Raw genomic sequence first — 25,074 nt, forward strand, 5'->3', positions numbered from 1 at the left:
GGATGGGGAGGTCAGTGGGTGGCGGCGGCCTTGTGCTGGTCGCGCAGCGCACGGATCTGGTCGTGGTTGCGCTGCACGCCTTGCATCTGGGCCTCGACCACGCTGCGGATGTCGGCGGGCAACTCGTCCTTCAGCGCGGAGCGGTAGCGCGCCAGGGCGGTGTCTTCACCGCGCTCGGTCTCTTCGAGCATGGCCAGGTCGGTGTAGCCGGCCAGGGTGCCCTTGACGGCCACCCAGCCACGGTGGGCCGCACCGGTGGCGGTGCCGCTGTCTTCGGGTTTGCCACCTTGCTGCATCACGATGGTCTGCAGCTCCGCGGCGGCGCGCCGGCAGTCTTCCGCGCGGGTCATGAAGAGGGACTTGATCTGCGGGTCCACGGCATGGTCCGCGCTGGCCTTGAAGCCGTACTCACCGTCCTTGCAGGTCTCGATGAGGTTGTTGAGCGTGTTGATGGTGCGTGTGTCTTTCATGGCGTTCCTTCGAAGTTGTGAACAGGACGCCGAACCGGGGGACTGGAAGTCCCAACCCATCCGACGTCTGTTCATGGGCACATGGCGTACCCGTTGGGCGGTCTTTGTCAGAGGGGGCGCTGCGCGATGGCCGCTTCGATGGCGCCCGCCAGCACCTCGGGCGGGCAGGGTTTGCGCAGCAGGCGCACGCCCGGCGGGGGCGACGTGTCGCCGTGGTGGCCGCTGATCAGCACCACGGGCAGCTGCGGCAAGATTTGCCGCAAATGGTTCGCGAGCGCGACGCCGTCCATCTTGCCGGGCATCAGCACATCGGTGACCACCACATCGAAGCCCGGCGGGGTGTCGATCAGCCGCAGCCCGTCCTCCGCGCTGGCGGCGCACACCACGTCGCAACCGTAGGAGCGGAGCACGGCGGCGGTGGCCTCGCACAGCGCCTCGTTGTCCTCGACGAGCAGCAGGCGGGTGCCGGCGATGGCGGCGGGCGAGACCGGCAGGGCGGCGCGCGCGTCGGCGGGCTCACCGGTGTGGGCGGGCAGCACCAGCGTGACCGTGGTGCCCAGGCCCGGCACGCTCTCCAGGCGCGCGCGGCCGCCGGCCTGCAGGCAGAAGCCATACACCTGGCTCAGGCCCAGCCCGGCGACTTCGTGCGGTTCCCGTGTGGAGAAAAAGGGCTCGAAGGCGCGGTGGGCGACGGTGTCGTCCATGCCATGGCCGTCATCGCGCAGGGTGATGCGCACATAGCTGCCGCTGGGCAGGCCCTCCAGATCGTCGGGCTCGGCCGCAGCGGCGCGCAGCCAGAGGTGGCCATGGGCAGGAATGGCCTCGCGCGCGTTCAGCGCCAGGTTGATGAGCGAGAGCTCGAGCTCGCTCGGGTCCAGCTGCACGGCGGGCGTGTTTTCGTCGACCTCGGTGGTCAGCGTGACGCGGCGGTCCAGCAGGGTGCGCAGCAGTTCGGCGGTCTCGGGCAGGAAGGTCTGGAGCTGCATCACGCGCGGGTGCACGGTCTGGCGGCCGGCAAAGCGCAGCAGGTGCTGGGTCAGGCGGCTGCCGGTGTCCACCGCGCTCAGCGTGGCGTCGATCGCGGGTTGGATGGCGGGGGCTGGGGCCAGGCGGCGCATCAGGTGCGCGCAATTGCTGATGATGCCCAGCAGGTTGTTGAATTCGTGGGCGATGCCGCCGGTGAGCCGGCCCAGGGCTTCCACGCGGTGGTTGTGCGAGGCCCGCTGCTCCAGCTTGCGGGTGCGTTCCACCGCATCGCTCACCTGGCGTTCCAGCTCGATGCGCGCGTGGCGGATGGCGTGCCCCGCATCGTGCAGCGCCAGCGCGACCTGGTCGCACTCCAGCAGGCCGGTGCGCGTGCGCCGCAGGGGGCGGCCTTCGCGCAGGTCCAGCGCCATCTGCTCGATGGTGTGGATGGGTTGGACGATGCGCCGCGCCACCCAGGCCGCCGCGATGAGCGAGACCACCAGCAGCGCCAGCATGGCGGAGGCCACCTGCAGCACGGCGCGCGGGACCGTGCCCTCGAACTGCTCGCGCGACATGCCCGTGACGTAGGTCCAGTTTTGCGGCGAGGTGTGGAAGTACAGGGTCACGGGATGGCCATCGAGCGAGACCGAGTGCATCAGGCCCTCGCGTTCGGCGTCCAGGTGGGCCTTGAGGTCCGCCGTGGCCGGCCGCCCGATGTGGACGCCGCCGCCGGGATGGCGGGCGACCACGCGGCCCTGGTTGTCGATGATGGCCGCCAGCCAGCCCGCAGGGAGGCGCTGTTCGTCGATGATGCGCTGGAACTCGTTCGGCAGCATCGTGAGCGACAGGTTGAGCACCGCCTGGCCCTCGCGCAACACTGGCTGCACCAGCGCGGCGTACTGAATGCCCAGCGCCGCGTCCTGCCGCAGCGGCTGGATCATCGGGCGGTCGACCAGCGCAAGCCGGGGGCCCGCGCGCGGCCGGGTGCCGGGTGGCTGGCGGGTGTTGACCAGCACCTGGTCCGCGCTGCGCAGCTCCAGCCAGCCTTCCAGCCCGGTCAGCGTGCGCCGCGCCTGCTGGTCGAAATCGCGCAGGGCGGCGGGCGACAGCTGGGGGGCTGTGTCGAGCAGGCTGGAACTCGCGAGCGCGCGCACCACGACGGCGCGCTGGGTCAACTCGCGGTCGAGCACCATGGACAGCGCGCGGGTGGTCTCTTCGAGCACATGTTCGCTGCTCTCGCGTTCCATGCGGTAGGTGAGGCCCAGCACCCAGGCGGCGGCGCACAGCGCGGGCAGCAGCACCGCCAGCACCAGGGCGATCAGGCGCGTCCGGATGGAGAAGCCTCGGGCCGACAAGGCACCCGGTTCGCGCTTCGAAGGAAGTAGGGAAAACATCGGATGCCTGGCCCAAGGGTGCCGCACTGTCACTGCACACGTTCATGGCGCCCTGGAGGATGAGGGCAATCCGTGTGCCCGTCCGCGGTTCGATGTCCGCCGGCGGGCACCTGGCATCCCGCTTGCCGTGGTGAAGCGCTGCATTCCCTTTCAGGCGCAGTGTTTCTCCAACCCACCAGGACTCCCCATGAACCGCTCACTTCACCATCTCAAGGCGTGGCCGCTGGCCGCGATCGGCCTGGCCGTTGCGTGCTCGGTCTCCGCGCAGTCGGGCACGCCGCCCACTCCTCTGGACACCACGGTGGTGGCCCAGGCAGGCACCACCAGCACAACGGCGCAGCGGCGCGCCTACGCGCCGGGCGAAGGCAACTTCTCCGTGATCCCGTACACCTCGCACGGTTACGTCGGCGTCAACGTCGGCAAACCTGACTACGACCTGGGCTGCGTGGGGGGCTTCGCCTGTTCGGACAGCAGCACCTCGTACCACCTGTACACCGGCGGGATGTTCAACCGCTACTTCGGTGCCGAACTGGGTTACGTGAACCTGGGCGACATGGAGCGTGGCGGCGGCAAGGCCGAGGCGCACGGCATCAACCTGAGCCTGGTGGGGCGCGTGCCGCTGGGCGTGGTGCACCTGTTCGGCAAGGTCGGCACCACCTATGGCCGCAGCGAGGTCTCGGCCAGCCCGGGCTCGGGCATCGCCACCGGCAAGGCCAGCGGGTGGGAAGGTTCCTACGGCGCGGGCATCGGCTTCGACCTGAGCCCGCGCTCCTCCATCGTGCTGGAGTGGAACCGCTACGACGTGCGCTTCGTGGGCATCGGCAAGCGCGAGGTGGACACCACCAGCATCGGCTACATGCACCGGTTCTGACATCGGGCGCGCCGTTTGCCCTGTGTAGGCCTGATCCGACAACCCATGGAAAAAGAATGGTTCTTCAGACCACCGGCGCGGGCGAGCCGAGCATGTACGAGCCCCATCCATCCCCTGCGGGCAGCGGCCTGCGGCTGCTGGTCGCGGACGACAACCGCGATGCCGCCGAGTCGCTGGCCTTGCTGATGGAGGTGGACGGCCACACCGTGCAGATCGCCAACGACGGGCGCGAAGCCCTGGAGATGGCGCAGCGCCTGCGGCCCGACGTCTGCATCCTCGACATCGGCATGCCCGGCATGGATGGCAACACGGTGGCGCGCTGCCTGCGCGATGCCTTGCCGGCGCAGCGCATGATGATCGTCGCCGTGACCGGCCGCTCGCAGCAGGAAGACCGGGCACGCTCGCTGGCCGCCGGTTTCGATCTGTACTTCACCAAGCCCATTCCGCTGGGCGCGCTCATGGGCAGCCTTGCCCAATGGCGGGACGAAGGCGCGGCGCTGTCGCCGTCCACGCCCCCGCAAGGCTGACCGCGATGTCCGTGCTGCAAACCATCTGGACCACGGTGCAGGCCGAGTTCGGCGACCTCGCCGATGTCGAGCGCATCACCCGCGCCACCTGGCGCATGGGCGAAGCCCTGCTGCTGGGCGCGGCCATCGGCTGGGACCGCGAGCGGCGCGATGCCGAGGCCGGGCTGCGCACCCACATGCTGGTGGCGCTGGGCGCGGCCCTGTTCGTGCTGGTGCCCCAGGCATCCGGCATGAACGAGGAGCAGCTCAGCCGCGTGGTGCAGGGCCTGGTCTCGGGCATCGGCTTTCTCGGCGCGGGTGCGGTGCTCAAGGACGAGAGCGAGGGGCGGATCCATGGGCTGACCACGGCCGCCACCATCTGGGCGACCGCCGCGATCGGCGTGGCCGCCGGGCTCGGCCAGACGGGCACCGCCGTGTTGGCCACGGCCTTCATCCTGCTGGTGCTGGTGTGGCTGCGCCGCTGGGGGCGTTCGATCCGCAAGGAGAAGGAGGCCGAGCCGCCGACTCGGGGACATTGAGCTGGCGAGGCGTTCGGGTGCAGAATGGCCCGCGTGCTTTGCGGTCCGCTGTCGTCACCCATCCCCTCAAAGGCCCCTCGATGCCCCTGCATGGAAAAGAACTCATTGCGCTGGCGGACCAACTGACGCAGCGGCGCGAAGCCATCCTGCGGGCCTGGCGCGCCAGCGTCACGGCGGATGCGACGCTCACCAGCGGCGCCTCGCTGCCGCATACGCAACTCAACGACCACATTCCCGCGGTGCTGGAGGGCTTCGAGGAGCAACTGCGCGCACCCCGCGTGGAGACCTCGCACCTGGGCGACGCTGCCGCGCACGGCCTGCACCGCTGGCAACAGGGGTTCGGCCTGGCCGAGGTGGTGCGGGAGCTCGGCCGGCTCAACGAGTGCGTGGTGAACGAACTCGAGGGGCTGGCCTCGGACCACACGACCGCCGCGATGGCGATGGCGCGCGCGGTGTGGGCGCAGGTCTACAGCCTGGCCGTGAGCGCCAGCACGGCGCAGTACTTCAAGTTGCAGCAGCTGGAGGCCACGGCCTATGCGCGCGGACTGGAAACGGCGCTGGAGACGCTGCGCCGCCTGGAGCAGCAGCGCGCCCTGCTCTGGCAGGAAGCGGCGCACGACCTGCGCGGCAACCTGGGGGTGGTGAGCAACGCCACGGCCGGTCTGGGGATGCGCCAGGCGGACCCGGCGGCGCGGGAGACTTTCCTGCGCCTGCTGGGCCACAACGTGCAGGCCTTGCACAAGCTGCTGGACGACGTGACCACCTTGGCGCGGCTGCAAAGCGGCCAGGAGGAGCGCAACCTGGAAGCGGTGGACGTGGCGCCGCTGCTGCGCGGCCTGGGCGAATCGCTGGAGGACCACGCGCAGCAGAAGGGCCTGACGTTCGCGCTGCGCGGCGCCGCGGCGTTCGTGGTGCAGTCCGATGCGGTCAAGTTGCGCCGCATCGTGCAGAACCTGGTGCTCAACGCCGTGCGCTACACGCGCACCGGCGGGGTGGAGGTGGCCTGGGAGACCGGTGGCGCGCAAGACCAGGATCGCTGGAAGCTGATCGTGAAGGACACCGGCCCGGGCATCCATCAGGCGAAGTCATCGGAGCTCAAGGAGGCGCTTGAAGTGGCCACGCAGCACGCGGACCAGGTGGTGTCGGACACGCAGGCCCAGCAGATCACCCACATCCACGATGAGGAGGCCGGTGTGCCGCCGCCAGGCGAATCCACCGAGACCTATGTGCACGGCGAGGGCATTGGCCTGTCCATCGTCAAGCGCCTGTGCGAGGTGCTCGATGCCACCGTGCGGGTGGACTCGGACCACTCGGGCACCACCTTCGAGATCATGTTCCCGCTCGCCTACGACTGAGGCGGGGGTGGCGTCAGCGGGCGCCGGCGCCGGCCGCCCCGGGGGGTGTGGTGGGCGATGACGCGGTGCACCAGGTGCAGCTTGCGCACGGCGGGCCGCGACAGCACGAAGGGGTAGAAGTCGGCCACGCCCATGCTGCGCGAGATCTCGTTCAAAGCCACGGTGAGGTGCAGCCAGTGGTTGAGCCAGAGCAGGAATTGCTCGTCGGTGGCGTCCAGGGCCCCGTTGCCGTTGCCGTCCTCGCTCAGCACGTCGGGGCCGAAGGGTTCGCAGGCCAGTTCCACGCGGTCGCCCCGGATGCCGAAGCCGCGCGCCGTGCCCAGCGTGTCGCGCATGTGCAGGTAGTGCGCCCAGGTCTCGGCCCAGTCCTCCCAGGGATGGCAGCTGGCGTAGGCGGTGACGTGGCGCGAGCTCCAGTCCGCTGCCGCGCCGTGGTTGTAGTGGTTCTGCAGCGCCAGGGCGTAGTCGGTGCGCTCGTCGCCGAACACGGCCCGGAACGGCTCCAGCCATTCCTTGCCATCGACCAGGCGCTGCCAGAAGTAGTGGCCCGATTCGTGGCGCAGGTGGCCCAGCAGCGTGCGGTAGGGCTCGCGCAGCGAGGTGCGGCGGTGCTCGCGCGTGGCGTCGTCCGCCTCGGCCGCGTCCAGGGTGATCACGCCCCCGGCATGGCCGGTGACCACGGGCGGCAGGCCGGGCTGCGAGACCAGGATGTCGAAGGCCAGCCCGCGCTGCGGGTCTTCGCCGCGCGGCACGATGGGCAGGCGCAGGGCGAGCAGCGAGGACACCATTCGCCGTTTGGCCTGTTCGATGCGGTGCCACCAGCCGGCGTGTTCCGGCACGTCGAGGTCGGGCAGCGTGCGCGTGAGCCGGCAGCACAGGCACAGCGAGGGCGTGTGCTCGCGTGGCTTGGCCGGCGGGATGAGCCAGTTGCACGCGGCCGGCGAGGACAGGTTCTCGCAGCGCTGGTAGGTGCGCTGGCGCGTGCCAGTCTCGCTGCTGCGCCACCAGCCGGGTTCGCCGGTGGGCTCCAGGGGCAGCAGCTTGCCGCGCGCGGCGTCGTAGCCCAGCGCCCGGCCGCAACCCAGGCACACGCTGTTGCGAAAGAAGATCGGTTGCCCGCAGATGCAGGTGAAAGCACGGTTCACGGCGCGGGGTCCTCGGTGGTGCGGTCGGCGGTCTGGTGCCGCAGGGTGAAGGCGCGCGTGAACTCCGCGCCGAGCAGGAACACTTGCGCCGAGTAGTACACCCAGAGCAGGAAGATGACCAGCGAGGAGGCCGCGCCGAACACCGAGGCGACGCCGCTGCGCCCGATGTAGGTGCCGATGACGGACTTGCCCACGGTGAGCAGCACGGCGGTGATCACGGCGCCGATCCACACATCGCCCCAGGCCAGCGGCACGCGCGGCATCCATTTGAAGATCATGGCGAACAGCACGCTGAGGAAGGCCAGGCTCAGGGCGAAGTCGACCGCGCCCGCGAGCATCGCCAGCTCGCCCAGCCAGGGCGCGGCCCACTTGCCCAGGGCCGCCAGGGCGGCGCTGAGCACCAGCGAGACCATGAGCAGGAAACCGATGGCCAGCACCAGCCCCAGCGAGACCAGGCGCGCGCGCAGCAGCTCGAGCACGCCGCCCCGCTTGGGATGCTCGGCGTGCGTGCGCCAGATGCGGTCCATGGCGTTGCGCAGCTCGGCGAACACGGTGGTGGCGCCGATGAGCAGCGCGCCCAGGCCCACCACCGTGCCCACGATGCCGGCGGCCGGGCGGTTCGCGTCTTCCACCAGGCTGTTGATGGTGAGCGCGCTGTCGCTGCCGACCAGTTGCGAGAGCTGCGCGAAGATCTCGCCGCGCGCGGCGGCTTCACCGAACCACAGGCCCGCGACCGAGATCACGATCAGCAGGATGGGCGCGACGGAGAACAGGGTGTAGAAGGCGAGGGCGGCGCCCATGCTGGGCGCGTCGTCGTCGATCCAGTTGACGACGGCGGCTTTCATCACGCGAAAGAGCATCGCGTGACTCTCAGAGGCTTTCCCCGCCCCCGGCGGGGCCGCTGGCGACCGATTGGCCGGTGCGCGTCGGGCGGGCCGGCTCGGAAATGTCGGCCAGCGCGGCGCCGGCCTGCTGCACGTCGCCCTTGGCGGCCAGATCGCCCAGCGAGAGGATGCCCACCAGGCGCTTGTCGCGGTCGAGCACGGGCAGGCGGCGGATCTGCAGTTGCTGCATCTTGGCCGCGACCTCGGCCAGGCCTTCGTCCTCGAACACCCATTCGACTTGGGCGCTCATCACGTCCTCGAGCTTGGTCTTGCCGGGCGCGAGGTCCTGGGCGACGCCGCGCACCACGATGTCGCGGTCGGTCACCATGCCGAGGATGCGCTGGCCATCGCAGACCGGCAGCGCCCCGATGTCCAGTTCTTCCATGGCCTGGGCCGCGAGCACCACGCTGTCCTGGGGGCCGAGCGTGCGCACGCCACTGGTCATCACATCTTTCACTTGCTTCATGGGAAATCTCCTGCTGCGGTTGTGGCGTTGGCCCGCCGCATGCCGGCGGGTGGGACCTTGACAGGGCAGGTGCTGTGCCCGCGGCCACCGGGAGCGGGGATTGCCCTCGGCAGGTTCGAAGGAACTTCCTGCGACCACTCTAACGAGGAGCAACGCCATGATCAACATCATCCTCTGGCTGGCGGTCGGCGGCCTGCTGGGCAGGCTGGCCAGCGTGGTTCTGTCCACGGATGGGCGCCAGGGCATCGTGCGCAATGTCGTGGCCGGCATCGTGGGCGCCGCCATCGGTGGCTGGGTGCTCTCACCCCTGATGGGGGTGGACACCCTCAACGACAGCGTCTTCAACGTGGGCGCCATGCTGGTGTCGCTGATCGGCGCCATCATCCTGCTGGCGCTCATCAACCTCTTCCGGCGCGAATCGATGCACTAGTTCCGCGCGGGCCGTTTCGGCAAATCTTGCCGCAAGATGGGCCCTTGCGCGGGCCGGCCTGAAGGGCGTTCCGATCGACTGTGTCTGAATGTTCGGAAAGGTGCGCGCCGTGTCCCTCTGTGAGGGCCTGGCGGGGACGTGGTTTTGTGGGAATTTGTGTCTTCTGCGCTCGTGCGGCATGGTGGTTGCATGCGGGGTTGGTCTGAGGCGGCCGCACCTCGCGACACCGCCGACCATGCCTTACCGGAGGAGAACCGCATGATCCAGATGGACGCCCGCGCCGACCAGCGCCAGAGCCAGACCCTGTCTCCCCGTTTGCAGCATGCCGTGCGCCTGCTGCAGATGTCCTCGCTGGATTTCGGCATCGTGGTGCGCGACGTGCTGGGGCGCAATCCGTTCCTGGAAGCGGAAGAGGGCGATGGCGAGGACGAGAGCGAAGGCCTGCGGGACGGTGACATCGACAGCCGATCGGGCGAAGCGGCCGGCGAGGTGTACGACGGACCGCGCGAGACCGATCTGGCGGCGCCGGCGCAGGCCGAGATCGACCGGTCCACCGCGTCCGACAGCGACCTGTGGCTCGCCGATGGCCTGACCCCGGCGCGCCAGGGACACGACGGGGATGTGTCCGCGCTCGATTTCATGATGGAGGAAACCCCGCTCAATGCCCACCTGCACGGGCAGCTCGGCACCATGGCCCTGTCGCCGCGCGACCTCGCGCTGGCCGGTGTGGTGGTCGAGTCGCTCGACGACGACGGTTACCTGCGCACGCCCCTGAACGAACTGCGCGAGGTGGCGGACGTGGTGCCCGCAGCGACGCTGGAAGACCTGCAGATCGCGCTCAAGCTGGTGCAGTCGCTGGAGCCGGCCGGTGTGGCCGCGCGCGATGTGGCGGAATGCCTCAGCCTGCAGCTGGGCGAGATCGAATGCCCCCACGTGCGCGCGATGGCGCGCGCCATCGTCAACGACCACATGGACAGCCTGGCGGCGCGCGATGTGCCGACCCTGGCGCGGGCGCTGGACGCCTCGGTGGGCGAGGTCGAGGCGGTGTGTGACCGCATCCGCCACCTCGACCCGCGACCGGGCTGGCGCCTGAGTTCTTCCCGGGTGAACTACATCGTGCCCGACGTGATCGTGAAGAAGGACCGGGGCGCGTGGAACGTGCGGCTCAACGCCGCGGTCGTGCCCAAGGTGCGCATCAACGAGGTGTACGCCCAGCTGTTCCAGCGCCACCGCTGCGCCGAGAACGCCGAGATGGGCGCGCACCTGCAGGAGGCGCGCTGGACGCTGCGCAACGTCGAGCAGCGCTTCTCGACCATCCTCGACGTGTCGCAGGCCATCGTGCGGCGCCAGCGCCATTTCTTCGAGTACGGCAGCATGGCGATGAAGCCGCTGGGCCTGCGCGAGATCGCCGACGAGGTCGGCATCCACGAATCCACGGTCTCGCGCGTCACCAACAACAAGTACATGGCCACGCCCACCGGCGTGTACGAGCTCAAGCACTTCTTCTCGCGCGCGATGGTGAGCGCCAATGGCAAGGCCTGCTCGGGCACCGCGATCCGGGGCTTGATCCAGGACATCATCGAAGCGGAGTCGACCGATCGGCCGCTGTCGGACGCCGAGATCACGCGCCAGCTCGCCCGGCAGGGCCTGACGGTGGCGCGGCGCACCGTCACCAAGTACCGTCAGATGCTGCGCATTGAGGCCGTGGGCCGGCGCAAGCGCCACGACGGCCTGGCCGTCTCGGCCTGAGGCTCAGGCCGGCGGGGTGCGGGGCGCTTCTGGCGGCTCGCTCAGCAGCCGCAGCAGCTGTTCGGGGTTCACCGGTTTGAGCAGGTGCTGATCGAAGCCGGCCATGCGCGCGGCCTCGCGGTCGGCGTCGCGGCCCCAGCCGGTGATGGCCACGAGGCGGATGCCCTGCGTGGTGGCATCGGCGCGCAGCGCCCGCGCCACCTGGTGGCCGTCGAGGCCGGGCATGCCGATGTCGAGCAGCGCCACGTCCGGCACCTGCGCGCGCGCCGCGCGAACCGCCGCTTCGCCATCGTGCACGACCTCGACCTGGTGGCCGTGTGAGGACAGCACGGCCGAGAGGCTCACCGTCAGATCGACGTTGTCGTCCGCGATCAGGATGCGCAGCGGGCGCGAGGGCTGGGCGTGGGGAGGCGCCACGGCGGGGGGCTCGTCGCGCGGTGGCTCGCGGTGCAGGCGGGGCAGCCGCACCGTGAAGCACGAGCCGCGGTGCAGGCCCTCGCTGTGCATGGACAACGAACCGTCGTGCAGCTCGATGATCTGGCGCGAGAGCGTCAGCCCCACGCCCAGCCCGGCGCTGCCGCGCTGCATGGACTGGTCCGCCTGTTCGAACAGGTCGAAGATGCGTTCCTGCATGGCGGGCTCCACGCCGATGCCGGTGTCCACCACCGTCACCTCGACCGAGGACGGCGTCGAGGTGAGCGAGAGGTCCACGCGCCCGCCGTGCGGGGTGTAGCGGCAGGCGTTGTTCAGCAGGTTGGAGAACACCTGCGTCAGCCGCACCGCGTCGCCGTTCACATACAGCGCCGCATCGGGCAGGTGCAGCGTGAGCTGCAGGCCATGCTGCTGCGCCAGCGCCAGCGCGCCTTCGGTGGCGGTGTGCAGCAGCTCGCCGATGTTCACCGGCGCCGTGTCGAGCGACAGCTTGCCGGTGGCCACCCGGGAGGCGTCCAGCAGGTCGTTGACCAGGCGCACGATGTGCTGCAGCTGGCGCTCGAGCACCGCCAGCGCCTTCTCCCGCGCCTGCGGCGACACCTGCGGCATCTGCAGCAGGGCCACCGCGCTCGTCATGGGCGAGAGGGGGTTGCGCAATTCGTGGGCGAGGGTGGCCAGGAAGGTGTCCTTCTGGCGGTCGGCCTGGCGCAGCTCGCGTTCGACGCCCTGGCGCGTCACCATCTCGCGTTCGAGCTCGGTGGTGCGGATCTCGCACTCGGAGAGCATGCGGTTGAAGGCATCGACCAGCACGTCCAGGTCCTTGTAGTCGGTGGCCGGTGCCCGCAGCGACCAGTTGTGGCTGCCGATCACGTCGCGCGCCACCGACGTCATCTTCTCCAGCGGCGCGGTGATGCGGCGCTGCAGGACCACGAACAGGTAGTAGGCCGCGACCAGGCTCACCGCGCTGACGGCCAGCACGATCAGCGCGAAATCCACGAAGCGCTGCCACACGCCGTGTTCGGCCTTGAGGTAGAGCATGCCGATGCGCGCGCCGTTGTGCTCGATGGGGCGGACCATCTCCAGCGACGAGCCGCTGAAGCGCGGGCCCCAGGCGTCCGATGTCAGCGGAATGCGGGCGCGCAGTTCGTTTTTCGCGGTGGTGGTGTGCGAGGCGATGAGCGCGCCGTCGCGGCCGTACACGGCGGCGGCGCGGATCTGGGGCTGCTGGCGCAGCAGATAGAGGTTTTCCCAGGCCGCCTGGGCGTCGCTCGCTGCCAGCGCCGGGGCGGTGGAGCGCGCGATCAGATCGGCCTGGGTGCGCATGTCGGCGATGCCGACGCGGCGGTACACCATCAGCTCGTAGGTCAGCAAGGCGCCGGCGCTCAGCAGGATCGCCAGCAAGGTGGTGAGCATGGCCGCGCGCGTGAGTTGCTGGCGCAGCGAGGTGGGTTTCATGGTCTCCAGGGCACGTCGTGGTGAACAGCAAGCCACTTTAGCAGGCCAATTTCACGCACCGCAAGCCACACAGTCCGGCACAATTTGAGCCTGTTTCCGTCCTCCCACCCTTTCACGAGCGCGCATGGCCGAAGCTGTTCCCGAACCCCCGTCCACCATCGGGTGCGCAGCGTTTCCCCCGCAGCAGGAGGCGGGTTTGCCTTTCGAGGCCTTGTTCCTGGCCTCGCCGCTGGCCGCCATCGTCTCGCGCCTGAGCGATGGGCGCCTGCTGGCGGTCAATGACGCCTGGCTGGCGCTCACCGGCCAGCGCCGCGAGGACGTGATCGGCCGCACGACCGTGGAGCTCGGGCACTGGCCCAGCGCCGACGAGCGCGCGCGCTTCGTGAACCAGCTGCCGTCGCCCGACACGGTGCAGCACCTGCGCCTGCGCGACGGCGTGATGCACCGGGTCCGCCTGCACACCACGGTGATGGACACGCTGCCCGAGCCCCTGGCGCTGGTCTACGTCACCGAAGCCACCCGCGAGTTCGAGGCGACGGAAGCCCGGCTGCAGACCGAGGCGGCCCTGCGCGAGGCGAACCTCGGGCTGCAGCAGCAGGTGGAGCTGCATGCCGCGATCGAGAAGCTGGCGCGCGTGGGCCACTGGACCAACGCCCAGCATTCCGACAGCGTGGTGTGGTCGCTGGGGCTGTTCGAGATCGCCGGCCTGGAGCCGCGCGACCTGATCGCGCGCGGCGACGGCCGCGCGGGCATCCACCCGGACGACCGGCCCGCCTGGCAGGCCGCGCGCGAGGCGATGGACGGGCGCCAGGTCGAGTTCCGCTGGCGGCTGCCCGATGGCCAGCAGCGCTGGTTCCGCACCCGCATCGGCCAGACCAGCGTGGCCGGCAACCCGCAGACCGATTTCGGCGTGGTGCAGGACATCACGGCCGAGCGCGAGGCCAGCGAACGCCTGGCCGAACAGCTCAAGCTGCTGCAGAACATCGCGGCCCGGGTGCCCGGCATGATGTACCAGGCGCGCCTGCGGGCCGATGGCAAGAGCGTGATCTCGTATGTGAACGACGTGGTCCGCAGCATGCTCGAGATCGAGCCGGCCGAGCTGGAGGAGGATGCGGACGTGCTGTTCCGGCGGGTGCATCCCGATGACCGCGCGGAAATGATCGCCTCGTTGGCCACCTCGGCCCGGCATCTGGCGCCCTGGCGCCAGACCTACCGCGTGTGCCTGCCCACGGCCGGCACCCGCTGGCACCACGTGGAGGCCGTGCCCCAGCGCGAGACCGACGGCTCGGTGGTCTGGCACGGGTTCTCCACCGACGTGACCGAGGCGCGGCTGGCCACGCAGAAGCTGGAGCGGCAGCACCGCATGCTCGAGGCGGTGCGCGTGGCCCAGTCGGTGTTCATCGAGGCCGAGGACAAGCGCAAGGCCTTCGAGGGGCTGCTGCAGGCCTTCCTCTCGGTGACCGGCAGCGCCTACGGCTTCGTGGGCGAGGTGCTCTACAGCGACACCGGCGCGCCCTACCTGCGCACCAGCGCCATCACCAACATCGCCTGGGACGAGGCGTCCCGCCTGATGTACGCCAGCCAGGCCGAGGCGGGCATGGCGTTTCGCAACCTCGACACCCTGTTCGGGCGCGCCATGCTCACGGGCGAGCCCCTGATCGCCAACCAGCCGGCCAGCCACCCGCACGCCGGGGGGCTGCCGGGCGGTCATCCGCCCATGGACGCCTTTCTGTGCGTGCCATTGGCCGTGGGCGACCGGCTCGTGGCCATGGTGGGCCTGGCCAACCAGCCCGGGGGCTACAGCGAAGAGGACATCGAGTTCCTGCAGCCCTTGCTGGGCGCGGTGCGCCAGCTGGTGCTGGCCTGGCGCGGCCACATCGAGCGGCGCCGCACGCGCGAGCAGCTGGAGATCACCAGCGAGCTGCTGACCGAGAAAAGCCTGGACCTGCAGGCCACGCTGGAGAGCATCGAGCAGGGCCTGTGCCGGGTGGACGCGGACAACCGCATCACGGCCTACAACCACCGCCTGCTCGACATGCTGGACCTGCCCGAAGCCCTGTTGCAGGGGCAACCCACCATGGACCAGGTGCGGCGCTTCCAGACCGAGCGCGGCGACTTCGGACCCGGCCTGTCCTGGGTGGACCCGATCGCCCACAGCCACATCGTGCACGGGCCACAGGTGCCCTCGCCCGAGAAGTACTGGCGCAAGACGCGCGATGGCCGCACGCTGGAGATGCGCACCCGGATGCTGCCCGACGGCGGCATGGTGCGCACCTTCACCGACGTGAGTTCCTACATGCAGGCCCAGGAGGCGCTGCGCGAGCAGCGCCAGCGCCTGGCCTGGGTGCTGGAGGCCACGCGGCCAGGCATCTGGGAAAACAACATCGCCGACAACGTGCTCACGGTCAACGAACGCTGGGCCGAGATGCTGGGCTACACCCTGCGCGAGCTGCAGCCCATGCGCGCCGAGACCTGGGAGGCGCTGGTGCATCCCGACGACCTGAAGCGGGCCGACCAGATCCGCGACCAGCACATCGCGGGCATCCTGCCGTACTACGAGTGCGACATCCGCATGCGCCACAAGGCCGGCCACTGGATCTGGGTCAACACGCGCGGCCGGGTGCACAAGCGCGATGCGCAGGACCGCGCCACGTTCATGTCGGGCACGCACCTGGACATCACCGAGCGCGTGGCCGCGCAGGAGCAGGTGAAGGCGCTCAACGCCAGCCTGGAGCAGCGGGTGGGCGCGCGCACGGCCGAGCTGGAGCGCTCCATGCGCGACATGGAGGCCATCTCGTACTCCATCGCGCACGACCTGCGCGCGCCGCTGCGGTCGGTCAACGGTTTTGCGTCCATCGTGCTGGAGGACGAGGCCGACCGCCTGAGCCCGACCGGGCGCGACATGTTCGAGCGCATCGCGCGCTCGTCGCGCAACATGGGCCAGATGATCACCGACATGCTCGAGCTGTTGCGCGTGGTGCGCGTGGACCTTGAACCCGTGCCGGTGGACATGGCCGCGCTGGCGCAGTCGGTGGTGGAAACGCTCTCGCCGCAGACCAACCACGCGCGCATCGACATCCAGACCATGCCGCAGGCGATGGGCGATGCCACCTTGCTGCGCCAGGTGTTGTCCAACCTGATCGACAACGGGCTCAAGTACTCGCGCCACCTGGCGCAACCCGAACTGGCGGTGGGTTTCGATTCGGGTCAGCGCGCGTATTTCGTGCGCGACAACGGCATGGGCTTCGACATGGCGCACGCCGAGAAGCTGTTCGGCCTGTTCCAGCGCCTGCACGCGGGCAGCAACGTGCCGGGCATGGGGGTGGGGCTGGCCATCGTGGCGCGCATCGTCGAGCGCCATGGCGGGCGCGTCTGGGCCGAATCCGCGCCCGGAGAGGGCGCGACCTTCTGGCTGCGCCTGCCGCTGGGCTGAAGCCCTCGCGCGGCGCGGCTCAGTTCGCGGCGTCGGAGGCGGGGGTGTCGGCCGGGGCCGCGTCAGCGGCGCTGTCGGGCGCCTGGGCGGCCGTCTTGCGCGCCTGGCGCACCGCCGCCTTGTCGCCCGCGCTGGCGAACTTGCTGTACTTGCCGGTCAGGCCGACCAGCTGGCCGTAGATCTTGGGGTTGGCGGCCAGGCATTCCTTCTGTTCGAGGAAGTCGGACTCACCGGTGAAGTTGCCCACCAGACCGCCGGCTTCGGTGACCAGCAAGGCGCCGGCGGCCACGTCCCAGGGGGAGAGGCCCATTTCGAAGAAGCCGTCGGTGAAGCCCGCGGCCACATAGGCCAGGTCGAGCGCGGCCGAGCCGGGGCGGCGCACGCCGGCCACGCGCGGCATCACGTCGCCGAACATCTGCAGGTAGGTCTGGAAGGCGTCGCCCGGGCGGAACGGGAAGCCGGTGGAAATCAGGCAGTCGCGCAGCGTGGTGCGCTTGGCCACTCGGATGCGGCGGTCGTTCAGGTAGGCGCCGCGCCCGCGCGTGGCGCAGAAGAGGTCGTTGCGCGAGGGGTCGTAGACGACGGCCTGCTCCAGCCGGTTGCCCACCATGAGCGCGATGCTCACGCAGTAGACCGGGAAGCCGTGGATGAAGTTGGTGGTGCCGTCCAGCGGGTCGATGATCCAGACATGGTCTGCGCCGCCATGTTTGCCCGGGCGCTTGCCCGACTCCTCGGCCCAGATGGCGTGGTCGGGGTAGGCGGTGAGCAGGGTGTCGATGATCGCGGCCTCGGCGGCCTGGTCGACCTCCGTCACGAAATCGTTGGTCTGTTTGACCGAGACCCGGACCGACTCCACGTCCAGCGCGGCGCGGTTGATGAGGGTGCCAGCGGTGCGTGCGGCCTTGATGGCCACGTTGAGCATGGGGTGGAGTGTGGACGACATGAATTGTGAACCTCGGCGCGCTCCACAGGGGAGGGCGCGGCAGTGGTGGAAGAGCGGGTGACGAAGCCCGGCGATGCGGGCGGCGACAATACCCGGGATTTTACCGTCCCCGCCCTTTTTCGCATGCGCACCCGTTTTGTCCTGATCCAGACCAGCCACGCCGGCAATGTGGGCGGTGTCGCCCGCGCCATGAAAGTCATGGGTTTCGACGACCTGGTGCTGGTGCAGCCGCGCTGGGCCAACGTGCTGCGGCGCGAGGAAACCATCCAGCGCGCCAGCGGGGCCAACGACGTGCTGGCCCAGGCGCGCATCGTGGACACGCTGGACGAGGCGCTGGAGGGCATGAGTCACCTCTGCGCCACCGCCATGACCCCGCGCGACTTCGGCCCGCCCACGCGCGCGCCGCGCGAGCACTTCACGGGGCTGCTGGGCGCGGGCGATCCGCCGTCCGGGGTGGCCTTTCTGTTCGGGTCCGAGCGTTTCGGCATGCGCAACGAAGACGTGTACCGCTGCCATGTGGCGCTGAGCATCCCCACCGCGCCGACCTTCGGCTCGCTCAACCTCGCCGCGGCGGTGCAGCTGATCGCCTACGACTGGCGCCAGGCGCTCGGCGGCTTCGGGGCGCCACCGGTGGTGGCCGAGCGGCCGCAGGCCGATGCCCAGGCCCTGGGCGGCATGCTCGACCACCTGGAGCGCGCCTTGGTGGCGGTGGACTTTCTCGACCCCGAGGCGCCCAAGAAGCTCATGCCGCGCCTGAACCAGCTTTTCAACCGGGCCGCGCCCAGCGACGAGGAAATCCACATTCTTCGAGGTGTCGCCAAGGCCATGCTGCAAGCCGCCGAGAAGGCGAAGCGATAGACTGCCGGCTTATGTTCGACCGCATCCGCTCCGACATCCAGTGCGTGCTTGACCGCGACCCGGCCGCGCGCAGCACCTGGGAGGTGATCACCTGCTACCCCGGGCTGCACGCCGTCTGGCTGCACCGCCCGGCGCACTGGTGCTGGAACCACGGCTTCAAGTGGCTGGGTCGCTTCATCTCGCACATTTCGCGCTGGTTCACGGGCATCGAGATCCACCCGGGCGCCAAGCTGGGCGAGCGCGTGTTTTTCGATCACGCCATGGGTGTGGTGGTGGGCGAGACCGCCGAGATCGGCGACGGCTGCACGATCTACCAGGGCGTGACGCTGGGCGGTACCTCGCTCTACAAGGGCACCAAGCGCCACCCGACGCTGGGCCGCGACGTGGTGGTGAGCGCGGGCGCCAAGGTGCTGGGCGGTTTTGTCGTCGGCGACGGCGCCAAGATCGGCAGCAACGCGGTGGTGATCAAGCCGGTGCCCGCAGGGGCGACGGCGGTGGGCATTCCGGCCCGCATCATCCCGAGCAAGACCGGCGAGAGCGCCGATGTGACGGAGCAGGGCCAGAAGTTCCAGGCCTACGGCATCACGCAGGACGACGATCCCTTGTCGCAGGCCATGCGCGGCCTGATCGACAACGCCGCCGGGCAGGAGCACCAGATTGCGCTGCTCTGGCAGGCCATCGAGACCCTGGCCGAGGCGAAGAAGCGCGATTGCGTGCCGCAGGACGCGGCGCGCGAGGAATGCTTCGAGGCTGAAAAGCTCAATCAGCTGGTCGGGAAGTGACGCGGAGCGCCGGGTGGCCGGCTCCGCTCATGTCCCCCGACCCGGCTTTGCCGGGTCTCCTCCTTCACTTCGCTGCGCCGGCCACCCGGCCACCCGGCGCTCCGCGTCACGCGTGGTGGTGCGCGGAAGGGCTTCGTTCAGTGATGATGTCCGTGCGCGCCATGGGCGTGGCCATGGGCGATCTCTTCGGCTGAGGCGGCCTTCACGTCGATCACGTTGAGCGTGAACGTCAGGTCCTGGCCGGCCAGCGGGTGGTTGCCGTCGAGCAGGACGGTGTCCCCCTTGATCTTGGTCACGGTGAAGATCTGGCGGTTGCCATCGGCATCGCTGCCTTCGAGCTGGCCGCCCACCTTCACGCCGGGCGGGAAGTCCTTCTTGGAGATGGAGGTCACCAGGCTTTCATCGCGCTCGCCGAAGGCCAGCGAGGGCTGCAGCTTGATGGTGGTGCTGAAGCCCTTTTCCTGGCCTTCCAGGGCCAGTTCGACGCCCGGCAGCGTGTTGCCGTAGCCGCCGTGCAGGTAGGCGCGCGGTTCCTTGCCGTCTTCGAGCACTTTGCCCTTGGCGTCGACGGCGCGGAAGGTGAGGGTGACGATGGTGTCTTTGGTGATCTTCATGGCGGGTCGCTGGAATGGGTTAGCGGGCGGGGCGCACGGCGGACTTCGGGCGGAAGGCCTTGCAGACGTCGTCGTGCGTTTCAAGATAGGGGCCGCCGATCAGGTCGATGCAGTAGGGCACGGCGGCGAAGATGCCGTTGATGCGCTGCGTGCCGTCGGCGTTTTTCAGGCCTTCGAGCGTCTCGGCAATGGCCTTGGGCTGACCGGGCAGGTTGATGATGAGGCTTTGGCTGCGGATCACCGCCACCTGGCGCGAGAGGATGGCGGTGGGCACGAAAGCCAGGCTGATCTGGCGCATCTGCTCGCCAAAACCCGGCATTTCCTTGTGCGCCACGGCCAGTGTGGCCTCGGGCGTCACGTCGCGCAGCGCCGGGCCGGTGCCGCCGGTGGTGAGCACCAGCGAGCAGCCGGCGTGCACCAGTTCGATCAGCGTGGCGCTGATGCGCGCCTGCTCGTCGGGAATGAGGCGCGGTTCGAAGGTGATCGGGTTCCTGAGCGCGCGCGTGAGCCAGTCCTGCAGCGCGGGCAGGCCCTTGTCTTCGTACACGCCGGTGCTGGCGCGGTCGCTGATGGACACGATGCCGATGCGCACCGGGTCGGCGGGGGAGGGCGTGGTGGTCTCGCTCATGGCTGGTCTGGTTCGTCGGTGGGGGCGCCGTGGTCGTCCTCGCCCTGGTTCAGCGTGGCCTTGACGATCTGGAAGATCTCGCGGTAGGCCTTGCCGTGGCGCACGGCCTCGCCCGGGCGCTCCTGCGCCTGCGTGGCCTGGGCGTCCTTGCGCGCCTGGCGGATCAGCGCGCGCAGGTGCTGCACATCCGCAGCCGCGTCGAGTTGCAGCCACTGGGTGAGCGCGTCGTCGTCGGCGATCAGGCGGTCGCGCCATTGTTCGGCCAGGTGCAGCGAGAGCGTGCCCTTGGCCGAGCCCTTGTTCTGCTCGTTGAGCGCGGCTTCCACCGCGGCGATGGTGTCTTCGTCCAGCGCGCGCATCAGCTTGCCGATGAACTGCATCTGGCGGCGGCGGCCTTCGAAGTTGGTGATGCGCTTGGCCTCGGCCACCGCGTCCAGCAGTTTTTCCGGCAGGTCGAGCTTCTGCGTCAGGTCGGCGCGCAGGGTGAGCAGGTTCTCGCCGAGCGCCTGGAGGCGGTCGCTCTCCCGTTTCAGGTCGGTCTTGCTCATTTCGGCGTCGCCCTTGAGCTCGCGCTTGAGCTCCAGGTCCAGCTCGCTGCCCAGGGCGACGAACTGGCCACGTACGAAATAGCCTTTGGTGGGTTTGCGGGACATGTGGATCGTTGAATAGGCCTTCTGCGCGAATGGCAGCGGCCGGAAGGGGCGGCAAGTATCATAGCCGTCGACATGAAAAACCCCTCCCAAGCCCCTGCGGCAGCCCCCCGTTCCCCCCTTTCCGGTTTCCAGTACGCCCGCAGCCAGTTCGAGGAACTGGTCGATCTGGCCCTGGGCCACGCGAAACAGCTCGGTGCTGCGGACGCGGCGGCCGAGGTGTCCGAGGGCGCCGGCCTGAGCGTTTCGGTGCGCAAGGGCGAGCTGGAGAACGTGGAGCGCAACCGCGACAAGTCGCTGGGTGTCACGGTCTACCTGGGACAGAAGCGCGGCAATGCCTCCACCTCCGATTTCTCCGCCGCCGCCGTGCGCCAGACGGTGCAGGCCGCCTACGACATCGCCCGCTTCACCGCCGAAGACCCGGTGGCCGGCCTGCCCGACGCCCAGGACGTGGCCGACAGCTACCCCGACCTGGACCTGTTCCACCCCTGGTCGCTCGATTCGGAAGAGGCCGCGCGCATCGCCCTGGCCTGTGAGGCGGCCGCTTTCGCCACCAGCAGGAAGATCAACAACAGCGAGGGTGCCGGCGTATCGGCCCAGCAGTCGCACTTCTTCACCGCGCACCTGCGCGGCGGCGAGCGCGGCAAGCCCGGTATCTTCAGCGGGGGCTACGCCAGTTCGCGCCACAGCCTGTCGGTGGCGCCGATCGCGGGCAAGGGCGCGAACATGCAGCGCGACTACTGGTACAGCTCCATGCGCTCGCCCGGCGAGCTGGCCACGCCCGAGGCGGTGGGCCGCTACGCCGCCGAGCGCACGCTGGCGCGCCTGAACGGCCGCAAGATCGCCACCACCGAATGCCCGGTGCTGTTCGAGTCGCCCCTGGCGGCCGGTCTGCTGGGCAGCTACGTGCAGGCCACCAGCGGCGGCGCGCTGTACCGCAACACCACCTTCCTGCACGACAGCCTGGGCAAGCGCGTGACGGCCAAGCACCTGGACATCCAGGAAGACCCGCACGTGCGCAATGGCAAGGGCAGCGCGCCGTTCGACGACGAAGGCGTGCGCACGGCCAAGCGCAAGGTGCTCTCGGGTGGGCGGGTGCAGGGCTATTTCCTCTCCACCTACTCGGCGCGCAAGCTGGGCATGCGCACCACCGGCAACGCCGGCGGCTCGCACAACCTCACGCTCACCAGCCGGCTCACGCAGCCGGGCGACGACCTGCGCGCCATGCTCAAGAAGCTCGGCCGCGGCCTGTTCGTCACCGAGCTGATGGGCCAGGGCGTGAACTACGTGACCGGCGACTACTCGCGCGGCGCCTCGGGCTACTGGGTGGAAAACGGCGAGATCGCCTACCCGGTGCACGAGATCACCATCGCCGGCAACCTCAAGGACATGCTGCTGGGCATCGAGGCCATCGGGGCCGATGCCTACAACTACGGTGCGAAAACGACCGGTTCGATCCTGATCAACCGGATGAAGGTGGCCGGGAGCTAGGCCCACCCCCGCGCCGCGCCGGCGGCGCGTCACCCCCTCGAGGGGGCCATGCCTGTGGACCGGCGGAGCCGGATCCACGGCATGTCTTGACTTAGCTGCCTGCGCCGGAGAGGGCGGCTTTCACCGCAGCAGACACCTGGCCCATGTCGGCCTTGCCGGCCAGGCGCGATTTCACCGCGCCCATGACCTTGCCCATGTCGCCCGGGCCCTTGGCGCCGAGTTCGGCCACGATGGCCTTGACTTCGGCGGCCACTTCGTCGGCCGACAGGCGCGCGGGCAGGTAACCCTGCAGCACGGCCATTTCGGCGGCTTCCTTGTCCACCAGGTCCTGGCGCGCGGCCTTGGAGAAGGCCTCGATGCTGTCCTTGCGCTGCTTGACCAGCTTGTCCACGATGGCGATGACCATGGCGTCGTCCAGCTCCACGCGCTCGTCCACTTCCTTCTGCTTCATCGCGGCGGTGAGCAGGCGGATGGTGCCCAGGCGCTCGCTGTCCTTGGCGCGCATGGCGGCTTTCATGTCTTCGGTGATCTGGTCTTTCAGGCTCATGGAGGCTCCTGGGATGGTCGGGAGAGGAATCGGAAACAAAAAAGCCCGCCTGAGCGTCCTCCAGCGGGCTTGTTCGCGACCGGGCGGCAGGGCCCGGTGGCTCGTGCTCAGTACAGCTTCTTGGGCAGCTGCATCGAGCGCACACGCTTGTAGTGGCGCTTGACGGCGGCGGCCTTCTTGCGCTTGCGCTCGGCGGTCGGCTTTTCGTAGAACTCGCGGGCGCGCAGATCGGTCAGCAGGCCGAGCTTTTCGATGGTGCGCTTGAAACGGCGCAGGGCGACGTCAAAGGGCTCGTTGTCTTTTACACGGATGGTCGTCATTGGCGAAGGATGTCCAGAATGCGCGGAAAGAGGATGAACGGGAAGATCGGGCCCGGGCGTCGTTTCCGCAAAATGTCCCGTCATTAACTAGTATTGGCCGACGGGGATTTGCCAGCAAAGCCCTGGATTATAGCCATTTTCATGGGGTTGGCTACCGCAGTGGCGCAGCGTGGGGGTCACAGCGCCTGTGCACAGGCGTGGGCGCTCGCCCAGGCCCACTGGAAGTTGTAGCCGCCCAGCCAGCCGGTCACGTCCACCACCTCCCCGATGAAATACAGGCCCGGCTGCTTCGATTCCAGGGTCTGGGACGAGAGGTCGCGGGTGTCCACGCCGCCCAGCGTGACCTCGGCCTTGCGGTAGCCCTCGGTGCCGGTGGGGGTGAGTTCCCAGCGCGAGAGGCGCTCGGCCAGCCGGGCCAGGGCCTTGTCCGAGGCTTCGGCCACCGGGCGCTGCCAGTCGGCGTCCTGCTGCACCCAGGCCTCGGCCAGGCGGCTGGGCACCAAGCTGGCGAGTTCGTTGCCCAGCAGCTTGCGCGAGCCGGCCTTGGCGCGCGCCAGGGCGGCGGGCAGTTCGGTCTCGGGGGCCAGGTTCAGGCGGATCGGCGTGTCTTCCTGCCAGTAGCTGGAAATCTGCAGCACGGCCGGGCCGGACAGGCCGCGGTGGGTGAACAGCAGGTCTTCCAGGAAAGCCATGCGGCCCTTTTTTTCGCCGGTCTCGATGCGCACCGGCAACGCGAGCCCGGCCAGGCCGGCGTAGGGCGTCCAGCCATCGCCGTCGAAGGTGAGCGGCACCAGGCCCGGGCGCTGCGCCACCAGGCGCAGGCCGAACTGGCTGGCGATGCGGTAGCCGAAGTCGCTCGCACCGATCTTGGGGATGGACAGGCCACCGGTGGCGATCACCACCGCGCGGCCGCGCACCGGGCCCCGGTCGGTGTCGAGTTCGTACACGCCTTCACCGCCCTGGCGCACGGCCTTCACGCCGCAGGGTTGCCAGCGCTGCACGCCGCCCGCGTCGCATTCGCGCAGCAGCATCTGGATCAGGTCGTCGGCCGAGTGGTCGCAGAACAGCTGGCCCTTGTGCTTTTCGTGGAAGGCGATGCCGTGGCGCTGCACCAGGCCGATGAAGTCGGCCGGCGTGTAGCGCGAGAGCGCCGAGCGGCAGAAGTGCGGGTTGGCGCTCAGGAAGTGCTTGTGCGGTGCCTGCGGGTCGAGTTCGCGGTTGGTGAAGTTGGCGCGCCCGCCGCCCGAGATGCGGATCTTCTCCGCGACCTTGTCGCTGTGGTCGAGCACCAGCACACGCTGGCCTCGCTGGCCGGCGATGCCGGCGCAAAAAAGGCCGGCCGCGCCCGCGCCGATGACGATGGCGTCGAAATCTTGCATGGCGGGCAGTGTAGCCATGCGCCCACCGCCGCCCGTCCAGAGGCACCGCAGAACCGGCTTTGCCGGGCTGCTTCACTGGCCCCGGCTTCTTTCGGCGAGGGTGGCCGCCTTGCGCGTGAGGCCGTCGATCTCGCCCGTGATGTCCGAGAGCACGTTGGCCACCACGGCGAACTCGCGGCCGTGTTGCCCGGCCCGCGCGGCCACCACCTGCGCGTTGAAGCTCACCACCTTGGCCTCCTTGGCCACGCTCTGGATGTCGCTGACGATGCCGGTGAGCTCCTTCATCATCGCGTCGGCGCGCGCCTTGGCGACCTCGTCGAAGGCGGTGGTCGCGGTGTTGAGGGCGTCGAGGATGCGGTCGGTGTGGTCCACCAGCTCGGCCAGGGTGGTGGGCACGCGCGGGCTGTAGGCCTCGATCTGTTCGAGCGCGCTGTGCATGAGCTGCATGAAGGCCTGCACCACCGGCCCGACCCCGCGCGTGCCGTGGTAGGTCTCCTGGATCTGGCGGGCGCCCTGTGCCTCGAGCTGGTCCACCGTGCCCAGCAGGTGTTGCTGGCTTTCGCTGAACATCTGCAGGCTGCGCTGCGCGGCCTGCAGGCGCCCGGCCTCGCCGTTGGCGGCGAGCACGGTCTGCAGGATCATGCGTTGCGAGAGCATGCGCTGGCGCGCGGCGAGGTTGACCAGCGAGAGGCCCGCGATGTGGGCGGGCGTGTCGCGGCGAACGGGGCGGGTGGGGGCGAGGGATGTCATGGGGCTGACATCAAGCA

24 protein-coding genes are annotated in these 25,074 nt (G+C 69.5%); 10 read left to right on the forward strand and 14 right to left on the reverse strand.

All coding sequences use genetic code 11. The features are described from left to right. Nucleotides 1-11: 11 nt before the first annotated feature. Entirely contained in the window at nt 12-470 is a 459-nt protein-coding gene (locus tag ABSY19_RS23760) for a PA2169 family four-helix-bundle protein (RefSeq protein ID WP_382156442.1), read from the reverse strand. 107 nt (nt 471-577) lie between these two features. Beyond that, on the reverse strand, nt 578-2,830 hold the full coding sequence (locus tag ABSY19_RS23765) for a response regulator (RefSeq protein ID WP_382156444.1): 2,253 nt from the start codon (nt 2,828-2,830) through the stop codon (nt 578-580). A 187-nt stretch (nt 2,831-3,017) separates the two neighbouring features. Between ABSY19_RS23765 and ABSY19_RS23770 the strand changes: the two genes are divergently transcribed. The 4 genes from ABSY19_RS23770 to ABSY19_RS23785 all read left to right on the forward strand — a co-directional run bounded on the left by ABSY19_RS23770 (nt 3,018) and on the right by ABSY19_RS23785 (nt 6,101). Then, nucleotides 3,018-3,701 carry an outer membrane beta-barrel protein gene (locus ABSY19_RS23770; protein ID WP_382156446.1) on the forward strand — a complete coding sequence of 228 codons (684 nt, stop codon included), beginning with the start codon at nt 3,018-3,020 and terminating at the stop codon, nt 3,699-3,701. 56 nt (nt 3,702-3,757) lie between these two features. Continuing rightward, nucleotides 3,758-4,228: a response regulator gene (locus ABSY19_RS23775; protein ID WP_382156448.1), complete on the forward strand. Its 471-nt coding sequence runs from the start codon at nt 3,758-3,760 to the stop codon at nt 4,226-4,228. A gap of 5 nt (nt 4,229-4,233) precedes the next feature. Beyond that, a complete protein-coding gene (locus ABSY19_RS23780; RefSeq protein ID WP_382156450.1) occupies nt 4,234-4,746 on the forward strand; it encodes an MgtC/SapB family protein in 513 nt (170 codons plus the stop codon). 80 nt (nt 4,747-4,826) lie between these two features. Then, nucleotides 4,827-6,101 carry an ATP-binding protein gene (locus ABSY19_RS23785; protein ID WP_382156452.1) on the forward strand — a complete coding sequence of 425 codons (1,275 nt, stop codon included), beginning with the start codon at nt 4,827-4,829 and terminating at the stop codon, nt 6,099-6,101. Here ABSY19_RS23785 and ABSY19_RS23790 read toward each other — a convergent pair. From ABSY19_RS23790 to ABSY19_RS23800, 3 genes are read right to left on the reverse strand one after another with little or no spacing between them, the layout of a single operon-like run. Beyond that, a complete protein-coding gene (locus ABSY19_RS23790; RefSeq protein ID WP_382156454.1) occupies nt 6,092-7,246 on the reverse strand; it encodes a putative zinc-binding metallopeptidase in 1,155 nt (384 codons plus the stop codon). The two genes, ABSY19_RS23785 and ABSY19_RS23790, sit on opposite strands and share 10 nt — an antisense overlap. Next, nucleotides 7,243-8,106, reverse strand: a complete 864-nt coding sequence (locus ABSY19_RS23795; RefSeq protein ID WP_382156456.1) for a YihY/virulence factor BrkB family protein — start codon at nt 8,104-8,106, stop codon at nt 7,243-7,245. The genes ABSY19_RS23790 and ABSY19_RS23795 overlap by 4 nt, the downstream gene beginning before the upstream one ends. A 10-nt stretch (nt 8,107-8,116) precedes the next feature. Continuing rightward, nucleotides 8,117-8,596, reverse strand: a complete 480-nt coding sequence (locus tag ABSY19_RS23800) for a CBS domain-containing protein (protein WP_382156458.1) — start codon at nt 8,594-8,596, stop codon at nt 8,117-8,119. A 157-nt stretch (nt 8,597-8,753) separates the two neighbouring features. Here ABSY19_RS23800 and ABSY19_RS23805 point away from each other — a divergent pair, with 157 nt between their 5' ends. Then, nucleotides 8,754-9,026 (forward strand): GlsB/YeaQ/YmgE family stress response membrane protein, encoded by a 273-nt coding sequence (locus ABSY19_RS23805; protein ID WP_382156460.1) that lies wholly within the window; start codon nt 8,754-8,756, stop codon nt 9,024-9,026. A gap of 258 nt (nt 9,027-9,284) precedes the next feature. Beyond that, entirely contained in the window at nt 9,285-10,775 is a 1,491-nt protein-coding gene (rpoN, locus tag ABSY19_RS23810; RefSeq protein WP_382156463.1) for an RNA polymerase factor sigma-54, read from the forward strand. Nucleotides 10,776-10,778: 3 nt separating this feature from the next. Here the strand turns inward: rpoN and ABSY19_RS23815 are convergent, their stop codons facing one another. Then, nucleotides 10,779-12,662: an ATP-binding protein gene (locus ABSY19_RS23815; RefSeq protein ID WP_382156465.1), complete on the reverse strand. Its 1,884-nt coding sequence runs from the start codon at nt 12,660-12,662 to the stop codon at nt 10,779-10,781. A gap of 124 nt (nt 12,663-12,786) precedes the next feature. Between ABSY19_RS23815 and ABSY19_RS23820 the strand changes: the two genes are divergently transcribed. After that, nucleotides 12,787-16,095, forward strand: a complete 3,309-nt coding sequence (locus tag ABSY19_RS23820) for a PAS domain-containing protein (RefSeq protein ID WP_382156468.1) — start codon at nt 12,787-12,789, stop codon at nt 16,093-16,095. A gap of 19 nt (nt 16,096-16,114) precedes the next feature. On the opposite strand, the gene ABSY19_RS23825 is transcribed toward ABSY19_RS23820, so the two are convergent. After that, a complete protein-coding gene (locus tag ABSY19_RS23825) occupies nt 16,115-17,038 on the reverse strand; it encodes an inositol monophosphatase family protein (protein ID WP_382156470.1) in 924 nt (307 codons plus the stop codon). 123 nt (nt 17,039-17,161) lie between these two features. Here ABSY19_RS23825 and ABSY19_RS23830 point away from each other — a divergent pair, with 123 nt between their 5' ends. Further along, nucleotides 17,162-17,896 (forward strand): RNA methyltransferase, encoded by a 735-nt coding sequence (locus tag ABSY19_RS23830; RefSeq protein ID WP_382156472.1) that lies wholly within the window; start codon nt 17,162-17,164, stop codon nt 17,894-17,896. A gap of 11 nt (nt 17,897-17,907) precedes the next feature. Beyond that, nucleotides 17,908-18,678 carry a serine O-acetyltransferase gene (cysE, locus tag ABSY19_RS23835; RefSeq protein WP_382156474.1) on the forward strand — a complete coding sequence of 257 codons (771 nt, stop codon included), beginning with the start codon at nt 17,908-17,910 and terminating at the stop codon, nt 18,676-18,678. A 137-nt stretch (nt 18,679-18,815) separates the two neighbouring features. Here the strand turns inward: cysE and ABSY19_RS23840 are convergent, their stop codons facing one another. The 3 genes from ABSY19_RS23840 to yjgA are packed head-to-tail and all read right to left on the reverse strand — an operon-like array spanning nt 18,816 to nt 20,573. After that, nucleotides 18,816-19,292: a peptidylprolyl isomerase gene (locus tag ABSY19_RS23840; RefSeq protein WP_291115907.1), complete on the reverse strand. Its 477-nt coding sequence runs from the start codon at nt 19,290-19,292 to the stop codon at nt 18,816-18,818. Nucleotides 19,293-19,311: 19 nt separating this feature from the next. Then, nucleotides 19,312-19,920, reverse strand: a complete 609-nt coding sequence (gene mog / locus ABSY19_RS23845) for a molybdopterin adenylyltransferase (protein WP_382156476.1) — start codon at nt 19,918-19,920, stop codon at nt 19,312-19,314. After that, nucleotides 19,917-20,573, reverse strand: a complete 657-nt coding sequence (yjgA, locus tag ABSY19_RS23850; RefSeq protein WP_382156478.1) for a ribosome biogenesis factor YjgA — start codon at nt 20,571-20,573, stop codon at nt 19,917-19,919. The genes mog and yjgA overlap by 4 nt, the downstream gene beginning before the upstream one ends. A gap of 72 nt (nt 20,574-20,645) precedes the next feature. Between yjgA and pmbA the strand changes: the two genes are divergently transcribed. Then, complete coding sequence (pmbA, locus tag ABSY19_RS23855; protein ID WP_382156480.1) at nt 20,646-22,061, forward strand: metalloprotease PmbA; 1,416 nt, start codon at nt 20,646-20,648, stop codon at nt 22,059-22,061. A 91-nt stretch (nt 22,062-22,152) separates the two neighbouring features. Here pmbA and ABSY19_RS23860 read toward each other — a convergent pair whose 3' ends face one another. The 4 genes from ABSY19_RS23860 to ABSY19_RS23875 all read right to left on the reverse strand — a co-directional run bounded on the left by ABSY19_RS23860 (nt 22,153) and on the right by ABSY19_RS23875 (nt 25,057). After that, on the reverse strand, nt 22,153-22,608 hold the full coding sequence (locus ABSY19_RS23860) for a GatB/YqeY domain-containing protein (RefSeq protein ID WP_382156482.1): 456 nt from the start codon (nt 22,606-22,608) through the stop codon (nt 22,153-22,155). 107 nt (nt 22,609-22,715) lie between these two features. Further along, nucleotides 22,716-22,928 carry a 30S ribosomal protein S21 gene (gene rpsU, locus ABSY19_RS23865; protein ID WP_056273869.1) on the reverse strand — a complete coding sequence of 71 codons (213 nt, stop codon included), beginning with the start codon at nt 22,926-22,928 and terminating at the stop codon, nt 22,716-22,718. 176 nt (nt 22,929-23,104) lie between these two features. Next, nucleotides 23,105-24,325 carry an NAD(P)/FAD-dependent oxidoreductase gene (locus ABSY19_RS23870; RefSeq protein ID WP_382156484.1) on the reverse strand — a complete coding sequence of 407 codons (1,221 nt, stop codon included), beginning with the start codon at nt 24,323-24,325 and terminating at the stop codon, nt 23,105-23,107. 54 nt (nt 24,326-24,379) lie between these two features. Continuing rightward, a complete protein-coding gene (locus ABSY19_RS23875) occupies nt 24,380-25,057 on the reverse strand; it encodes a methyl-accepting chemotaxis protein (protein ID WP_382156486.1) in 678 nt (225 codons plus the stop codon). Nucleotides 25,058-25,074: the final 17 nt, after the last annotated feature.

The sequence above is a fragment of the Hydrogenophaga sp. ANAO-22 genome, from assembly GCF_042466645.1.
In the GTDB taxonomy this organism is placed as follows: domain Bacteria; phylum Pseudomonadota; class Gammaproteobacteria; order Burkholderiales; family Burkholderiaceae_C; genus Hydrogenophaga.

What these genes read in the sequence shown, in the direction of transcription:
- ABSY19_RS23775 (WP_382156448.1), top strand. Translation starts at nt 3,758, where the DNA reads ATGGTTCTTCAGACCACCGGCGCGGGCGAGCCGAGCATGTACGAGCCC.
- ABSY19_RS23795 (WP_382156456.1), bottom strand. Translation starts at nt 8,106, where the DNA reads ATGCTCTTTCGCGTGATGAAAGCCGCCGTCGTCAACTGGATCGACGAC.
- ABSY19_RS23830 (WP_382156472.1), top strand. Translation starts at nt 17,162, where the DNA reads ATGCGCACCCGTTTTGTCCTGATCCAGACCAGCCACGCCGGCAATGTG.
- rpoN (WP_382156463.1), top strand. Translation starts at nt 9,285, where the DNA reads ATGATCCAGATGGACGCCCGCGCCGACCAGCGCCAGAGCCAGACCCTG.
- yjgA (WP_382156478.1), bottom strand. Translation starts at nt 20,573, where the DNA reads ATGTCCCGCAAACCCACCAAAGGCTATTTCGTACGTGGCCAGTTCGTC.
- ABSY19_RS23870 (WP_382156484.1), bottom strand. Translation starts at nt 24,325, where the DNA reads ATGGCTACACTGCCCGCCATGCAAGATTTCGACGCCATCGTCATCGGC.
- ABSY19_RS23800 (WP_382156458.1), bottom strand. Translation starts at nt 8,596, where the DNA reads ATGAAGCAAGTGAAAGATGTGATGACCAGTGGCGTGCGCACGCTCGGC.
- mog (WP_382156476.1), bottom strand. Translation starts at nt 19,920, where the DNA reads ATGAGCGAGACCACCACGCCCTCCCCCGCCGACCCGGTGCGCATCGGC.
- ABSY19_RS23820 (WP_382156468.1), top strand. Translation starts at nt 12,787, where the DNA reads ATGGCCGAAGCTGTTCCCGAACCCCCGTCCACCATCGGGTGCGCAGCG.
- ABSY19_RS23770 (WP_382156446.1), top strand. Translation starts at nt 3,018, where the DNA reads ATGAACCGCTCACTTCACCATCTCAAGGCGTGGCCGCTGGCCGCGATC.
- ABSY19_RS23805 (WP_382156460.1), top strand. Translation starts at nt 8,754, where the DNA reads ATGATCAACATCATCCTCTGGCTGGCGGTCGGCGGCCTGCTGGGCAGG.
- rpsU (WP_056273869.1), bottom strand. Translation starts at nt 22,928, where the DNA reads ATGACGACCATCCGTGTAAAAGACAACGAGCCCTTTGACGTCGCCCTG.
- ABSY19_RS23785 (WP_382156452.1), top strand. Translation starts at nt 4,827, where the DNA reads ATGCCCCTGCATGGAAAAGAACTCATTGCGCTGGCGGACCAACTGACG.
- ABSY19_RS23875 (WP_382156486.1), bottom strand. Translation starts at nt 25,057, where the DNA reads ATGACATCCCTCGCCCCCACCCGCCCCGTTCGCCGCGACACGCCCGCC.
- ABSY19_RS23760 (WP_382156442.1), bottom strand. Translation starts at nt 470, where the DNA reads ATGAAAGACACACGCACCATCAACACGCTCAACAACCTCATCGAGACC.
- cysE (WP_382156474.1), top strand. Translation starts at nt 17,908, where the DNA reads ATGTTCGACCGCATCCGCTCCGACATCCAGTGCGTGCTTGACCGCGAC.
- ABSY19_RS23765 (WP_382156444.1), bottom strand. Translation starts at nt 2,830, where the DNA reads ATGTTTTCCCTACTTCCTTCGAAGCGCGAACCGGGTGCCTTGTCGGCC.
- ABSY19_RS23860 (WP_382156482.1), bottom strand. Translation starts at nt 22,608, where the DNA reads ATGAGCCTGAAAGACCAGATCACCGAAGACATGAAAGCCGCCATGCGC.
- ABSY19_RS23825 (WP_382156470.1), bottom strand. Translation starts at nt 17,038, where the DNA reads ATGTCGTCCACACTCCACCCCATGCTCAACGTGGCCATCAAGGCCGCA.
- ABSY19_RS23840 (WP_291115907.1), bottom strand. Translation starts at nt 19,292, where the DNA reads ATGAAGATCACCAAAGACACCATCGTCACCCTCACCTTCCGCGCCGTC.
- ABSY19_RS23780 (WP_382156450.1), top strand. Translation starts at nt 4,234, where the DNA reads ATGTCCGTGCTGCAAACCATCTGGACCACGGTGCAGGCCGAGTTCGGC.
- pmbA (WP_382156480.1), top strand. Translation starts at nt 20,646, where the DNA reads ATGAAAAACCCCTCCCAAGCCCCTGCGGCAGCCCCCCGTTCCCCCCTT.
- ABSY19_RS23815 (WP_382156465.1), bottom strand. Translation starts at nt 12,662, where the DNA reads ATGAAACCCACCTCGCTGCGCCAGCAACTCACGCGCGCGGCCATGCTC.